The sequence below is a fragment of the Aliiroseovarius lamellibrachiae genome (genome assembly GCF_018599245.1).
Lineage (GTDB): Bacteria > Pseudomonadota > Alphaproteobacteria > Rhodobacterales > Rhodobacteraceae > Aliiroseovarius > Aliiroseovarius lamellibrachiae.
In genome coordinates this window covers 48938-62543 of sequence record NZ_JAHEVJ010000005.1, presented here as the reverse complement: position 1 = coordinate 62543, position 13606 = coordinate 48938, and the positions used below count along the sequence as shown (strand labels likewise).

Here is a 13606-nt window from a genome sequence, read left to right as displayed (position 1 = left end):
AGAGTTAACCTTTTTCCGCAGCGTTCTCAGCGTCTTCCACTTGATCATCGGCAAGCTCGGCCGCCAGGCGAAAGCCAATGCGTTTGGGATCTTCGGCGGGCACCGCTTTGGGCAGGGCGCGCAGCATCACCGACAATTGGCTGACGTGCTGGATCAGTTGGGTTTTGCCGCCCACCTCATCCGCGCCGTAAAACGTGACAATATCGGGATCAAAAAAACCCATGCCTTCGATGCGCAACACGCCCGCATTGCCCCCGACAAAACCCATCGCAACCTCATGCTCGTTATCAAGCTGTTCTTCGAAGTTTTTGATGTACAGGATCAGCCGTTCATAGGCCCATTCCGCAGGGGATTTTTCCTCAACCGGGCGGTCGGCCACCTTTTTGGGAAGGGGCTGATCTTCGACCACCACGGGGGCGCTTTCCGAACAGGATACAGCATGTTTTCTGGGCTGCTTTTTGGCGGTTGTTTCGGTCTTTTTCTTGGGCGCTTTGGTCATAAGAGAAGCCTCGCATTCATTTATCCTGTTGTGGCCCCGTTTGTGACACAGTCCGGCGCGCCCGTCACGTCGCGTTTCTGTGAGGGGGTGCGCCTAATGCGTTGGAATGATAGTCTGATGTCCCTGACAGGAGCTGCATATGTCTTATTCGATCGCGCTTTCAGCCTATACCACCGAGCGTTTATTTGTACGCCATTGGCGCGACGATCTGGCGGACCCTGCGCGCCGGGGCGAATTGGAACGCGGCTTGCTGCGCATCCTGACGTCCACTGTGCTGGCGCATTTGCCGCCCTCGCTTCAGGTGGAAAAGGGGCGCATCAGCAATTGGGTCACGGATCGCGCTAAGGAAAGCGAAGTCTTTGTGATTAAAAGCGAAAAATCTGGTGATTTGCTGGGATTGATGTTGCTTGTTGCACAGATGGACGAAGGGAAACCGCCGCATATCCATCTTGGCTATCTGCTGGCGGAACCCGCTTGGGGCAGGGGATATGCAACCGAGGTGATCCGAGGGTTGGTGGCCGCCCTGACCCCCTTAGGGCCGTTTGATGTGATGGGCGGTGTTGGCGTCGACAACCCCGCCTCAGCGAAAGTGCTCACACGGGCGGGGTTTGTCAAAGACGCGGAACACTCGGCGCCTGAGACTGAGATGTATGTGCTAAAGCTTCGCTGAACCCGGCCCGACCGTGGTACGGATTAGGCCTTTTGCCACAACCACGCCCCATCGTCGCGACGGGTGCGGGTGATGCGCCCCTCTTGATAGAGATGGTTCAAATGCCCAACCGCCTCAACCAATGCCAAGCCATATTCGCCAGACCCGATTTTGCGCTTAAACAGCGGCGGAAAACAGTCGCCCGCCACATGGGGATCGGTCAGATAATCCTCTAGCCGGTCCAACGCGTGATGGTGATTGTTGATCAGCTGTTTCATCCGGGTGGGCAGCCCGGTGAAGGGCAGTTTATGACCGGGCAGCACCAATTGCCTGTCAGTCGCATAGGCCGACAGGCGCTCGCACGCCTCAAGCCAATCGCCGACTGGATCGGCCTCGGGTTCGGTGGCATAGACACCAAGGTTTGGGCTGATCGTCGCCAAAAGCTGATCGCCGCCAATGACCAGTTCGCCATCTTGTGACCAAAGGGTTGCGTGTTCTGGTGCGTGGCCATTGCCGATGCGCACGTCCCATGTGCGGCCCCCAAACGTCAGGGTTGCGCCTTCTTTGATGCGGGTAAATCCCAGCGGCATGTCGGCGACAATATCGGCGTAGTTAAAGGGCCGTTCCACCTTGCGCTTGGCCAAAATTTCAGGATCCATGCCCGCGGTTTGCCAATAGGCGATGGTTTCATCCACCGGCACCATTTGCTCGTCCAAAAGCAGCATGCGCGAAAACAGCCAAGCGGTGCGCGTGGTGATCAATTCGGCCCCCATGTCGCGCTGAAACCAGCCCGCAAGCCCCACATGATCGGGGTGGTGATGCGTGACAATGACCCGCGCGATGGGTTTTCCGCCCATTGGTCCCGCCATCAGTTTTTCCCAAATGCGCCGGGTTTTTCCGGTGTCGAACCCGGTGTCAACGATGGTCCAACCTTCGGGATCCTCAAACGCAAAGACGTTTACGTGATCCAAAACCATTGGCAAGGGAAGCCGCATCCAAAGCACGCCTTTGGCGACCTCAACGGCCTCGCCATCCCCCGGAATGTCGGGGAAGGGGAAGGTGAGGGGGGCGTGTTTCTCGGACGAGCTCACGAAGCAAGGTCTTCTGTTGACAGCGTGTAAAGACCGGCCGCCCCACAACGGGCCTGCGCCAGACTGGACGCATGTTCGGGCAGCAAGCGGTTGATGTGGAACCGTGCCAGTTCGGTGCGTTTGCCTTTCCCCCCTTCCGCGATTGCGGATTTCAGGTGGAAATGCGCGCCAAGCACGCGGGCAAAGCCCATCAGAAACGGCACGGCGCCCGCAAAACGGTCTTGCATGTCGGTCTGTTCAGTCATCCATTCGGTGGTTTCGCGCAAGGTTTCTGCCGCGGACCAGACGGCCTCGGCCATAATGGGGTGTTGACCACGGGCCGCTTCTGCACCGCTTTCAATCTCATCAAGCAGACGGAATGCCGCCTCGCCGCCGTCCATCAATTTGCGTCCCACAAGGTCCATCGCCTGAATGCCGTTGGTGCCTTCGTAGATTGCGGTGACGCGGACGTCGCGGAAATATTGCGCGGCGCCGGTTTCCTCAATGAACCCCATGCCGCCGTGCACCTGAACCCCCATGTTTGAAACATTGATGCCGACCTCTGTCCCATACGCTTTGACGATCGGGGTGAGCAGGGCGGCGCGCGCTTTCCATTCCGCATCCCCGGTGGCGCGGTGCATGTCGATCGCCATCGCCAGCGACATCGACATGGAGCGCGCGGCATAAAGTTCAGCCCGCATCTGTGTCAGCATCCGGCGCACGTCGGCAAAATCTGCGATGGTCCCTGATCCGTTTTCAATCGGACTGCGGCCTTGCTTGCGTTCAAGCGCATAGTCCAGCGCCTGCTGAAATGCGCCTTCGCCTGCGCCCAGACCTTGCACGCCAACCCCCAGACGGGCGTTGTTCATCATGGTGAACATCGCGGCCATGCCTTTGTGCGGCTCGCCGATCATCCAACCACGCGCGCCTTCAAAGGACATCACAGCGGTGGGGGATCCGTGCAGACCCATTTTATGTTCCAGACTGACAACCCGAAGCGAATTGCGCGCGCCGGGGGTTCCATCCGCATCCGGGATCAGTTTGGGCACAAGGAAAAGCGAGATGCCTTTGGTGCCAGCGGCCCCATCGGGCAGACGTGCCAGCACAAGGTGGCAGACGTTTTCGGTGATGTCATTGTCACCCCACGAGATGAAAATCTTTTGACCGGTGATCGCATAGGTCCCGTCACCATTGTCCTCGGCCTTAGAACTCAGCGCACCCACATCCGATCCCGCCTGTGGTTCGGTCAGGTTCATGGTGCCGGCCCATTCACCGGTGATCAGCTTGGGCAGGTAAAGCGCCTTGATCTCATCCGTCGCGTGATGCTCTAGCGCTTCGATCTGGCCTTGCGTCATCAAAGGGCACAATTGCAGCGACAAGCAGCTTGCCGACATCATGTCATTCACCGCGGTTTGCAAGGTCAGGGGCAAGCCCATGCCACCATATTCCGGGTCTGCCGCCATGCCGATCCAACCGCCGTCCGCGATGGCCTTATAACCCTGGTCAAATCCGGGCGAGGTGCGCACCACACCGTTTTTTAGCGCGGCCGGAGTCAGGTCGCCATTTCGGTTGATCGGCGCCAATACCTCTTCGCACATTTTGCCCGCCTCAGACAAAACCGCCTGCGCCATATCTGGGCTGGCCTCGGTAAATAAATCCGTGGCAGCGATCTGGTCGTAACCGATCACATGGTCAAACAGAAACTGGAAATCTTCGGTGGTGGCGCGATAGGGCATTGTCCGTCCTTTACAGGCTGGTATCTTGGCGGTGAAATTGCGGGTCGGCAAACGGGATGTTATCCATCCCATAGCGAAGTGGACCCTAGGGCAAAAGGAAAACGCAGCGTCATGAATGCGACGATGAATACCGAACGGTTGGGCGCGGATACGGCTGGCGTTGCCCGCGCGGCAGAGATTTTGCGCGCAGGGGGCTTGGTGTCTTTCCCCACCGAAACCGTTTACGGGCTGGGTGGGGACGCCACCAATGATCGCGCTGTGGCGCGCATTTACGAGGCGAAAGGTCGCCCCAGTTTCAACCCGCTTATTGTGCATCTGCCATCGATTGACGCGGTGGAGGAATATGCGGTTCTGGAAGGCCCGGCGCGGGATTTGGCGCAGGCATTTTGGCCGGGGCCGTTGACACTCGTGTTGCCTTTGAAATCAAATTCCGGCCTGTCGCATCTGGTCTCTGCAGGGTTGTCCACGGTGGCGATCCGCGTGCCAGAGCACCCTTTGGCGCGGCGGTTGTTGGAAGAGGTGGCCCGCCCAATTGCCGCCCCATCTGCCAATCCGTCCGGTCGGATCAGCCCATCTACGGCGGATCATGTGGTCGAAGGATTGGGCGGTCGGATTGAGGCCGTTTTGGATGGGGGGGGCTGTGCGGTTGGGTTGGAAAGCACGATCGTCGGCGTCGACCCCACACCTGTTTTGCTCAGGCCGGTTTTGCTCAGGCCGGGAGGGTTGCCACTTGAAGCGCTTGAGGCGGCGATTGGTGAACCGCTTGCGCGTCATCAAGAAGGGGAAAGCATTACGGCCCCCGGTCAACTGTCATCCCATTACGCCCCCAATGCGCCGATGCGGCTGAACGCTGAGAGTGTGGTTGAGGGCGAGCGTTTGCTGGGGTTTGGTCCCGTTGAAGCGGCGGTGAACCTGTCGCCCTCTGGGGATCTGGTAGAGGCGGCGGCAAATCTTTTTGCGATGCTGCACCAATTGGATCACGACGGGGGCAGCCCTATCGCGGTCTCGCCCATTCCGGATCATGGGTTGGGGCGCGCCATCAATGACCGTTTGCGCCGGGCGGCCGCGCCGCGAGACTGATTTTTTGCCTTCGGCGAGGATATTTTTGGAAAGAGGAACAGGGCGGGGACAAGTTTTGTGGGGGGTTAGGCGTGTCCGCCTTCGGGAGAGAGTAAGATGGGATCGACGCCGAGTTTGCTGAGTGCGGCGGTCCATTTTCCTGCGTGATCGGGTGAAAAGACGATGGCGCTGTCGGCGTCTACGGTCAGCCAGGCGTTTTGCTGAAGCTCACCCTCTAGCTGGCCTGCTGCCCAGCCGGTATATCCAAGGGCGGCCAGTGCCTTTTTCGGGCCGGTGCCTTGGGCGATATCTTCGAGGATATCTCGTGTGGCGGTCATGGAAAAAAGATCACCAACGTGCAGAGTGGTGTCATTGCCGACGTAATCTTCGGAATGCAGGATAAACCCGCGGCTCCCCTCAACCGGGCCGCCGAAAAACACCGATTGGCCAAGGGTCAGGTCGGTGCCGTCGATGTCCAGATGGTCCAAGAGGTCATCAAGGTTCACATCATCCGCAGGTTTGTTCACGATGATCCCCATCGCGCCTTCTTCGGAATGTGCGCAGAGAAACACCACCGATTTGTCAAACCGGTCGTCGCCAATGCTGGGCATTGCGATCAAAAGCTTTCCGCTGAGGTCCATATCTTTGTCCATGTTAGAAATTTGGCCCTGATGCGGGCAAATAACAAGGGGGGTGAGGGGGGAAGTCACCCACGCGCGGTAACATGCCATCCCCGAAATGTGATTTCCCTTTGTAACGCAAGGGTCTATTTATGGCCCGGATGAAGCGTTTCTTTACATATCTGGTCGCAGGCGCGGCCCTTTTGGCGGTGCTGAACGCACCTTTGCGGGCGGGATCGGGAATGCCGTCCGCCCCCAATGACATTGCACAGATTGACCTGTTGCCTGGATGGCGCAATGCGGCCGGTGAACATATGGCCGCGCTGCGCATTCGTTTGGCCGATGGTTGGAAGACCTATTGGCGCGCGCCCGGTGATACTGGCATCCCACCAAGCCTGAACTGGCAAGGGTCTGACAATGTGGCCCATGTGCAATTTCACTGGCCGGTGCCGGATGTGTTTCAAGAGGATGGCGTGCGCACCATTGGGTATAAGCACGAATTGATCCTGCCGATGACCATCACGCCGCGTGATGCTGAGGCCCCGATGGATTTGACAGGGGATCTTCAGCTGGGCGTGTGCCGTGATGTTTGTATGCCGATGTGGGCTGATCTGACCACGACCCTGCCCGCCAAAGGGGCGGGTCCGGACCGCCAGATTAAGCGCGCGTTGCGGCAACGCCCAGATACCGCGCGTGAAGCTGGGGTAACGCGGGCCGTTTGCACGATGGAGCCGATCAAAGATGGGCTGCGGGTGCGCACGGAAATCCACATGCCTCGCCTGTCCGCCCACGAAGTTGTGGTGCTGGAAACCACCGACCCCAGTGTTTGGGTGTCCGAGGTGCAGACCAAGCGGGTTGGCGGGCAGCTTGTCGCGGTGACAGAGCTTGTGCCATCAACCTCGGGACCCTTTGTCTTGAACCGCGCCGACATTCGCCTGACGGTGTTGGGTGGCGGGCGCGGCGTGGATATTCAGGGCTGTACCGGAAGCTAAACGGGCCTTTTTCGCGCGCGTGAAACATCGCAAATGAAAACCGATCTGTGTGGCATATGTGCGAAACACATGCGTCGTTCGCGCGCCATGGGATGCCGTGTTTTTCATTGCGACTCTGCCCACACCGACCTATACCCAGATCCAGACGAAGCCCTGATGGGCCAGAGAGGTTGGCAGCCGGACATTGACCCAGATCGGGGATGTAGGGTTGCGTCGTCGGTGATGGGCCGGGGCTGATCCCCAGCGCGGTCCCGTCCGGTGTCTCTTCCCTGCGCCCGAATACTGAGCCAACGCTCGCGCGAAAGGATGCCTTATGACCAAATCTTTCTTGATGACCACCGCCATTTTGGGTCTGACACCTTTGCCTGCCATGGCGCATGTCGGTCACATTGGCGAAGTGGCGGGCCACGGCCATTGGGGCGCGATCATCCTGTTGGGTGGCGCGGCCGCTGTTAGCCTTTGGGCGGCAATCAAGGGCAAAAAAGACGCGGAGAAGGTTGAGGCTGAGGAGGCTGAAGCCGCTGATGACGAGACCGGCGACGAAGAGTTGGTAGGGGCATAAATCATGGCAAAACCTGAAAAAGTTGGCGTGATGATCTGCGGGCATGGCTCGCGCAGTCAGGCCGCCGTGGATGAATTCAAGGTGCTAGCTGAAAAACTCCCCGCCTATTTTCCCGAGGATTGGATGGTCGATTATGGCTATCTTGAGTTCGCCAACCCGGTGATCCGTGTGGGACTGGACAATCTGCGCGAAGCGGGCTGCGATCGCATTGTCGCGGTTCCGGGGATGCTGTTTGCCGCGATGCATTCGAAAAATGATATTCCCACGGTGCTCAATACCTATGCCACCAAACATGGGATTGATGTCAGTTACGGTCGCGAATTGGGTGTGGACCCCAAGATGGTGGCCGCGGCGGGCGAACGCGTGCGGGGCGCCGTTCAGGCCGCCAATGCCGAGCACGGCGATGTTGCGCTGGCGGACACTTGTCTGGTGGTCATCGGGCGCGGCGCGTCTGACCCTGATGCCAATGGCAACGTCGCTAAAATCGCGCGTTTGCTGCAAGAGGGGTTGGGGTTTGGTTGGCTCGAAGTGGGCTATTCCGGCGTGACCTTTCCGCTGGTGGAACCCTGCCTGACCCATGCGGCCAAGCTTGGATACAAACGCATCATTGTTTTCCCCTATTTCCTTTTCACCGGCATTCTGATCGACCGGATTTACGGTTTTACCGATCAAGTCGCCGCCGCGCATCCTGACATTCAGTTCGTAAAAGCGGGCTATTTGAACGATCACCCCAAGGTGCTGGAAACCTTTGCGGAACGTGTGACGGAACAGCTGGGCAAGACGCCGCCGCCGAACTGCGGGATCTGTGCGTATCGTACGCAGGTTCTGGCCATCGACGGCGCTGCGCCGATTTTGGCCGAAGACCGCGCCGCCGCCTTGGCCAAAGAGGGGCATCCGGCCTTTGGCGATGTGCCGCCGCCCACCTGTGTGATGTGCAAATATCGCGTGGAAGTGCTGGGGTTTGAGGCGGAATTGGGCGCCATTCAGGAAAGCCACCACCACCATGTGGAAGGCCAAGGGGCCAATGCGCCCGGCGCCACGGTGGAAACTTGTGATCTGTGCGATCATTTCTGCACTGGTGCCTGTCGGTTGGACATGGGGCATCACCACCCTCACGATCATGACCATTCGCATGATCACAGCCACAGCCATGATCACAGTCATGCGCATGATCACGATCACCACCACGACCATGTGCACGCCGAATACCCGCATGCAAAACATCCCCATGGTCCGGAAAGCGCGCGCAAATCATGACGGAGCATCCCCCCTCGCGACCAGCGTTGCGCTATGAACGCGACCCCTCGGCTATTTATGCGCAGTCGTTTGAGACACTTCGCCGCGAGGCGCGGCTGGACCGGTTTCCAGACGGTATGGCGGCGCTGGCGACCCGCGTGATCCACGCTTGCGGTATGGTCGAAGTGGCGGATCGATTGGCGTTCTCATCCGATGCTTATGCGGCCGGACACGAGGCGTTGAAATCCGGCGCGCCGGTGTTTTGCGATTGCGAAATGGTGGGCGCGGGGATCATCCGCCGCTATTTGCCCGCAGACAATGAGGTGGTTATCACCCTTAATGATCCGCGCACGCCGGAGCTTGCCAAAGAGATCGGCAACACCCGGTCCGCCGCGGCGGTTGAGCTTTGGGATGAGCGGCTTGAGGGCGCAATTGTGGCCGTGGGCAACGCCCCCACCGCGCTTTTCCACCTGCTTGAACTGATCGACGCGGGTGGCCCAAAACCTGCCGTGATCCTTGGGTTTCCGGTGGGTTTTGTGGGGGCTGCTGAAAGCAAAGCAGAGCTTGCTGCCAATCCGCGCGGCTGTGAATTCGTCGCCCTGCGCGGGCGCCGTGGCGGATCAGCGATTGCATCTGCCGCCGTGAATGCGTTGTCAGCCGGATTGCCGGAGGAGCGGACATGACCCAAGTGACTCCGTGGTTGCACATCGTTGGTATTGGCGAAGATGGGCTGGACGGGTTGACCCCGGCCACCCGCGCTGTGGTTGAGGCCGCAGATGTGATTGTTGGCGGCAAACGTCACCACGAGATGTTGGACACCGGGGCTGAACGACTGGCTTGGCCCTCGCCTTTTGATGCGTTGATTTCCGAGCTTGAAGCGCGGCGCGGTAAACTGGTTGTGGTGCTTGCGTCTGGCGACCCCCTTTGGTTCTCGGTTGGGGCCAAAATCGGTCGTCATCTGGACCCGCAAGAGGTCACCTATCACCCACAAATTGGCGCTTTTCAACTGGCGGCGGCCCGCATGGGCTGGTCGATGGCGGATCTGGAAACGCTGACCGTGCATGGTCGCCCGGTTGAACAGATGATTGCGTTCATCCAGCCGGATGTGCGCCTGTTGATCCTGACCACCGGTGCGGAAACCCCCGGCCAAATCGCGGCGTTTCTGACAGAGCGCGGCTTTGGCAAATCGCGCATGACCGTTTTGGCCCATATGGGCGGCGAAGATGAGGCGCGTTTTGATGGGGCGGCGGAGGCTTGGGATCACGAGGTTCCAGCCTTTAACACGCTTGCCGTGGAATGCGTTGCCGCGCCAAATGCGGCCCTTTTGCCCCGCGTGCCGGGGCTTTCGGACGAGCTTTTTCAGCATGACGGCACAATGACCAAACAGGAAGTTCGCGCGATCACATTGGCGAAACTGATGCCGATGCGCGGGGCGTTGCTGTGGGACATTGGGACCGGTTGCGGATCGGTGGCGGTGGAATGGATGCGGGGTGCGCGTTACGCCCGTGCGATTGGCATTGAACCCCGCGCTGATCGCCGGGCCCTTGCGGCCGCCAACGCTTTGGCGCTGGGCGTGCCGCGTTTGGAACTGGTGGATGGCACGGTGCCCGCCGCGCTTGATGCGCTTGAGGCACCGGATGCTGTCTTTATCGGTGGTGGCTTGAGCGAAGAAACCTTTGACGCGGCTTGGGCCGCATTACGCCCCTTGGGTCGCTTGGTCGCCAATGCGGTCACGCTGGAAAGCGAGATGTGTCTTGCGGGCCTACACAAAAAGCACGGTGGGCAGTTGATCAAACTGTCGGTGGAACGGGCCGAGCCCCTTGGCCCACATTCCGGTTGGAAACCGCACCGTCCGGTCACACAATGGAGCTTGATTAAGCGATGAATGGAACCCTTTACGGGATTGGCCTCGGCCCGGGAGATCCCGAGCTGATGACGCTGAAAGCTGCGCGGTTGATTTCGCAAGCCCGCGTCATTGCCTATCCGGCGCTTGAGCGGGGCGACAGTTTTGCGCGCTCAATTGCGGCGGATCTGATTGCGAAAGGCGCGGATGAGATCACAATCCCCGTGCCGATGACGGTTGAACGCGGGCCTGCACAAGCGGCCTATGATGCCGGTGCCGCCCAGATCGCAGAGCGTCTGGCCGCGGGCGATGATGTGGTTGTGCTTTGCGAGGGGGATCCGTTTTTCTATGGCTCTTTCATGTATTTGTTTGCCCGTCTGTCGGCGCGGTTTGAGTGTGAGATTGTGCCGGGTGTGACCTCAATCACCACTGTGGCGGCGCGCGCGAAAAAACCTTTGGTGGCGCGAAATGAGCGTCTGACCGTGTTGCCCGGCCCCTTGGACGAGGACGAGCTGCGCGCGCGCATCGAAGGGGCGGAGTCAGTGGCGATTATGAAAGTGGGTCGCCACTTGCCGAAAATCCGCGCCGTCATCGCCGCGCTCGGCCTGACCGACAAAGCCATCTATGTTGAACGCGCCTCGCTGCCCGAAGAGGTGGTGCTGCCGCTTTCGGATGCCCCTGAAAAGGCGCCTTATTTTTCGATGATCCTGCTTGCGAAAGGAGCCGATCCATGGCTGTAAGCCCTGCGAACACGCCTGTTGTTATCTGTCTGAATGCCTCCGGCGAACCGCTCGCCCATGAGGTTGCTACTCTGTTGGGCGCGCAGGTCCATGGCCGCGAAGGGCGCGTGGCACAGGCCGATGCGTTTTTCCCCAACGCGCTGGATCATGTGCGGATGTTGTTTGCGGCGGGAACGCCAATTGTGGGTGTGTGTGCGGCGGGCATTCTGATCCGTGCTGTGGCGCCTATTTTGGCCAATAAACTGGCGGAACCGCCGGTTGTGGCTGTGGCTGACGATGGGTCTGCCGTGTTGCCTTTGTTGGGTGGACACCGTGGCGCGAACCGTTTGGCCTCGACGATTGCCGCTGAAATTGGCGCGACTGCCGCTGTGACCACCGCCGGTGATGTGTCGATGGGTGTTGCCTTGGACGAGCCGCCTGTTGGTTATCGTTTGGCCAACCCGTCGGATGCCAAAGAGGCAATGGCAGAGCTGTTGTCGGGCGCTGGCGTGTCCATTTCTGGCGAAAACATCTTTGATATCGAAGACGCGGGCGGGGCTGTTGAAATGGCGGTCACGGAGGCCCCCGTTGAAACCGGCCCAACCTGTCTGGCCTATCACCCGCAACGCTTTGCGCTGGGCGTGGGCTGTGCGCGGAATGCCGACCCAGAAGAGCTGTGGACGAATGTGTCCGAACAGCTTTCCGCGGCCAACATCGCACCGGGCGCGATTGCCTGTGTGACGTCCTTGGATCTGAAAGGCGACGAGCCTGCGATGACCCAATTGGCGCGCCGCTTGGGCGTGCCGTTCCGGGTGTTTACGGCTGCGGAGTTGGAAGCTGAAACAGCCCGTCTCGCCAACCCGTCCGACGTTGTGTTTGACGAGGTGGGTTGCCACGGGGTGAGCGAGGGGGCCGCGCTTGCAGCCGCCGGACCAAACGCCGAACTGGTTATCCCAAAGGTCAAAACCGCCAATACCACCTGTGCGCTGGCACGTAGCCCCGAGGTGATCACCGAGATGGGGGGCAGGACGCGCGGCAAGCTTTCCATTGTCTCGATTGGACCGGGACAGCACACTTGGCGCACGCCCGAGGCCAGCCATCTTTTGCAAGAGGCGGAAGAGCTGGTGGGATACGGTCTTTACATCGACCTGATTGGGCCATTGGCGGCGGGCAAAACCCGCTCTGATTTCCCATTGGGGGGCGAAGAAGATCGCTGCCGCTATGCGCTGGAGCAGGCGGGAAAAGGCAAAAATGTCGCCCTCGTGTGTTCGGGGGATGCGGGCATTTATGCGATGGGCGCGCTGGTCTATGAACTGCTGGATCGCGGCCCGGATGAAAAAGGTGTCTCGGATGCCGCCCGCCGGGTTGAGGTGGTTTCGACCCCCGGTGTGTCCGCGCTGCAAGGGGCGGCGGCGCGCGCTGGTGCGCCTTTGGGACATGATTTCTGTGCCATTTCTCTGTCAGATCTGTTGACCCACCGCGAGGATATCATCAAGCGTCTGCGCGCCGCGGCTGAGGGGGATTTTGTGATCGCCTTCTACAATCCGGTGTCCAAAACGCGCCGTACTTTGCTGGCTGAGGCCCGTGACATTTTGCTGAAGCATCGCCCGGCGGATACGCCCGTCATGCTGGCATCCAATCTGGGCCGCCCGACCGAAAACATCCGCTATCGTCGTCTGGACGAATTGCAGGTGGATGAGGTTGATATGTTGACCGTTGTGCTGGTCGGCAGCTCAAACTCTCGCCTTGCGCAATTGGGCGAAGGCCCCCGTATGTTCACCCCGCGCGGCTATGCCCGCCGCATTGACGGAGATCTGTCATGACCGTTTATTTCATTGGTGCCGGTCCCGGCGATCCGGAACTTTTGACCCTGAAAGCACAGCGCATCATCGGCGAATGCCCGGTCTGTCTTTATGCCGGATCCTTGGTCCCGCCAGAGGTTGTGGCCTGCGCGCCCGAAGGGGCACGCGTGATGGACACGGCGCCCATGACTTTGGACGACACCCACGGTGAAATCCTTGCCGCCCACAGGCGCGGTGAAAATGTCGCGCGGGTGCATTCGGGGGATCCGTCTTTGTACGGTGCAATTGCCGAACAGATCCGCCGGTTGAAAGCGGATGGGATTGATTATCAGGTCATTCCCGGCGTGCCCGCCTATGCCGCCGCCGCCGCCGCGCTGGGGCAGGAGTTGACCATCCCCGAAGTGGCGCAATCCATTGTGCTGACGCGGATGTCGATGCAATCGACTTCAATGCCCGAAGGGGAAACGCTGGAGAATTTCGCCAAAACGGGTGCGACGCTGGCGATCCATTTGGCGGTGCGTAATATGCGCGAGATCGAGCGGGTGCTGACCCCTTATTATGGCGCTGATTGCCCGGTGGTTGTCGCCTATCGTGTTGGCTGGCCGGATGAGATGCTGATCCGCGGCACCATCGCCGACATTCGCAAAAAAGTGCGCGCGGAAAAGATCACCCGCACCGCGCTGATCCTTGTGGGGCCTGCGTTGAACAACGTGCGCGACTTTAAAGACAGCGCGCTTTACGACCCGAAAATCCCCCATGTTTTGCGCCCGGTTGTGGGGGTGGATCTGGTTGAGGATGTGAACACGTAAGGGAAGCCAT

14 protein-coding genes are annotated in these 13606 nt (G+C 59.8%); 10 read left to right on the top strand and 4 right to left on the bottom strand.

Translation table 11 applies throughout. The annotated features are described in order from the left end of the window. Window positions 1–4: 4 nt before the first annotated feature. Window positions 5–499 carry a DUF6173 family protein gene (locus KKW20_RS09915; protein ID WP_246534546.1) on the bottom strand — a complete coding sequence of 165 codons (495 nt, stop codon included), beginning with the start codon at window positions 497–499 and terminating at the stop codon, window positions 5–7. A 139-nt stretch (window positions 500–638) separates the two neighbouring features. Between KKW20_RS09915 and KKW20_RS09910 the strand changes: the two genes are divergently transcribed. Further along, window positions 639–1169, top strand: a complete 531-nt coding sequence (locus KKW20_RS09910) for a GNAT family N-acetyltransferase (RefSeq protein ID WP_214567722.1) — start codon at window positions 639–641, stop codon at window positions 1167–1169. Between the two features lie 23 nt (window positions 1170–1192). On the opposite strand, the gene KKW20_RS09905 is transcribed toward KKW20_RS09910, so the two are convergent. Then, entirely contained in the window at window positions 1193–2239 is a 1047-nt protein-coding gene (locus KKW20_RS09905; protein ID WP_343207574.1) for an MBL fold metallo-hydrolase, read from the bottom strand. After that, window positions 2236–3954: an acyl-CoA dehydrogenase family protein gene (locus KKW20_RS09900; RefSeq protein WP_214567721.1), complete on the bottom strand. Its 1719-nt coding sequence runs from the start codon at window positions 3952–3954 to the stop codon at window positions 2236–2238. Before KKW20_RS09900 ends, KKW20_RS09905 begins: the two co-directional genes overlap by 4 nt. Before the next feature lie 111 nt (window positions 3955–4065). Here KKW20_RS09900 and KKW20_RS09895 point away from each other — a divergent pair, with 111 nt between their 5' ends. Further along, on the top strand, window positions 4066–5034 hold the full coding sequence (locus KKW20_RS09895; protein WP_246534545.1) for an L-threonylcarbamoyladenylate synthase: 969 nt from the start codon (window positions 4066–4068) through the stop codon (window positions 5032–5034). A 65-nt stretch (window positions 5035–5099) separates the two neighbouring features. Here the strand turns inward: KKW20_RS09895 and KKW20_RS09890 are convergent, their stop codons facing one another. Then, on the bottom strand, window positions 5100–5666 hold the full coding sequence (locus KKW20_RS09890) for a YqgE/AlgH family protein (protein WP_246534544.1): 567 nt from the start codon (window positions 5664–5666) through the stop codon (window positions 5100–5102). Between the two features lie 119 nt (window positions 5667–5785). Between KKW20_RS09890 and KKW20_RS09885 the strand changes: the two genes are divergently transcribed. The 8 genes from KKW20_RS09885 to cobM all read left to right on the top strand — a co-directional run bounded on the left by KKW20_RS09885 (window position 5786) and on the right by cobM (window position 13596). After that, a complete protein-coding gene (locus tag KKW20_RS09885; protein WP_246534543.1) occupies window positions 5786–6625 on the top strand; it encodes a protein-disulfide reductase DsbD domain-containing protein in 840 nt (279 codons plus the stop codon). Window positions 6626–6938: 313 nt separating this feature from the next. Continuing rightward, window positions 6939–7187 carry a DUF6732 family protein gene (locus KKW20_RS09880; RefSeq protein WP_214567720.1) on the top strand — a complete coding sequence of 83 codons (249 nt, stop codon included), beginning with the start codon at window positions 6939–6941 and terminating at the stop codon, window positions 7185–7187. 3 nt (window positions 7188–7190) lie between these two features. Beyond that, window positions 7191–8444 (top strand): sirohydrochlorin chelatase, encoded by a 1254-nt coding sequence (locus tag KKW20_RS09875; protein WP_214567719.1) that lies wholly within the window; start codon window positions 7191–7193, stop codon window positions 8442–8444. Then, entirely contained in the window at window positions 8441–9106 is a 666-nt protein-coding gene (locus KKW20_RS09870; protein ID WP_214567718.1) for a precorrin-8X methylmutase, read from the top strand. The genes KKW20_RS09875 and KKW20_RS09870 overlap by 4 nt, the downstream gene beginning before the upstream one ends. Then, window positions 9103–10308: a precorrin-6y C5,15-methyltransferase (decarboxylating) subunit CbiE gene (gene cbiE / locus KKW20_RS09865; protein WP_214567717.1), complete on the top strand. Its 1206-nt coding sequence runs from the start codon at window positions 9103–9105 to the stop codon at window positions 10306–10308. Before KKW20_RS09870 ends, cbiE begins: the two co-directional genes overlap by 4 nt. Beyond that, on the top strand, window positions 10305–11006 hold the full coding sequence (cobI, locus tag KKW20_RS09860) for a precorrin-2 C(20)-methyltransferase (RefSeq protein WP_214567716.1): 702 nt from the start codon (window positions 10305–10307) through the stop codon (window positions 11004–11006). Before cbiE ends, cobI begins: the two co-directional genes overlap by 4 nt. After that, window positions 10997–12808, top strand: coding sequence for a precorrin-3B C(17)-methyltransferase (gene cobJ, locus KKW20_RS09855; protein ID WP_214567715.1), 1812 nt, complete (start codon window positions 10997–10999; stop codon window positions 12806–12808). Before cobI ends, cobJ begins: the two co-directional genes overlap by 10 nt. Beyond that, window positions 12805–13596, top strand: a complete 792-nt coding sequence (gene cobM, locus KKW20_RS09850) for a precorrin-4 C(11)-methyltransferase (RefSeq protein ID WP_214567714.1) — start codon at window positions 12805–12807, stop codon at window positions 13594–13596. Before cobJ ends, cobM begins: the two co-directional genes overlap by 4 nt. Window positions 13597–13606 lie beyond the last annotated feature (10 nt).

Bases quoted from the DNA above. Each gene is read 5' to 3' on its own strand.
- KKW20_RS09895 (WP_246534545.1), top strand. From the start codon at position 4,066: ATGAATGCGACGATGAATACCGAACGGTTGGGCGCGGATACGGCTGGC.
- KKW20_RS09890 (WP_246534544.1), bottom strand. From the start codon at position 5,666: ATGGACAAAGATATGGACCTCAGCGGAAAGCTTTTGATCGCAATGCCC.
- cobJ (WP_214567715.1), top strand. From the start codon at position 10,997: ATGGCTGTAAGCCCTGCGAACACGCCTGTTGTTATCTGTCTGAATGCC.
- cobM (WP_214567714.1), top strand. From the start codon at position 12,805: ATGACCGTTTATTTCATTGGTGCCGGTCCCGGCGATCCGGAACTTTTG.
- KKW20_RS09870 (WP_214567718.1), top strand. From the start codon at position 8,441: ATGACGGAGCATCCCCCCTCGCGACCAGCGTTGCGCTATGAACGCGAC.
- cobI (WP_214567716.1), top strand. From the start codon at position 10,305: ATGAATGGAACCCTTTACGGGATTGGCCTCGGCCCGGGAGATCCCGAG.
- cbiE (WP_214567717.1), top strand. From the start codon at position 9,103: ATGACCCAAGTGACTCCGTGGTTGCACATCGTTGGTATTGGCGAAGAT.
- KKW20_RS09915 (WP_246534546.1), bottom strand. From the start codon at position 499: ATGACCAAAGCGCCCAAGAAAAAGACCGAAACAACCGCCAAAAAGCAG.
- KKW20_RS09880 (WP_214567720.1), top strand. From the start codon at position 6,939: ATGACCAAATCTTTCTTGATGACCACCGCCATTTTGGGTCTGACACCT.
- KKW20_RS09910 (WP_214567722.1), top strand. From the start codon at position 639: ATGTCTTATTCGATCGCGCTTTCAGCCTATACCACCGAGCGTTTATTT.
- KKW20_RS09875 (WP_214567719.1), top strand. From the start codon at position 7,191: ATGGCAAAACCTGAAAAAGTTGGCGTGATGATCTGCGGGCATGGCTCG.
- KKW20_RS09885 (WP_246534543.1), top strand. From the start codon at position 5,786: ATGGCCCGGATGAAGCGTTTCTTTACATATCTGGTCGCAGGCGCGGCC.
- KKW20_RS09900 (WP_214567721.1), bottom strand. From the start codon at position 3,954: ATGCCCTATCGCGCCACCACCGAAGATTTCCAGTTTCTGTTTGACCAT.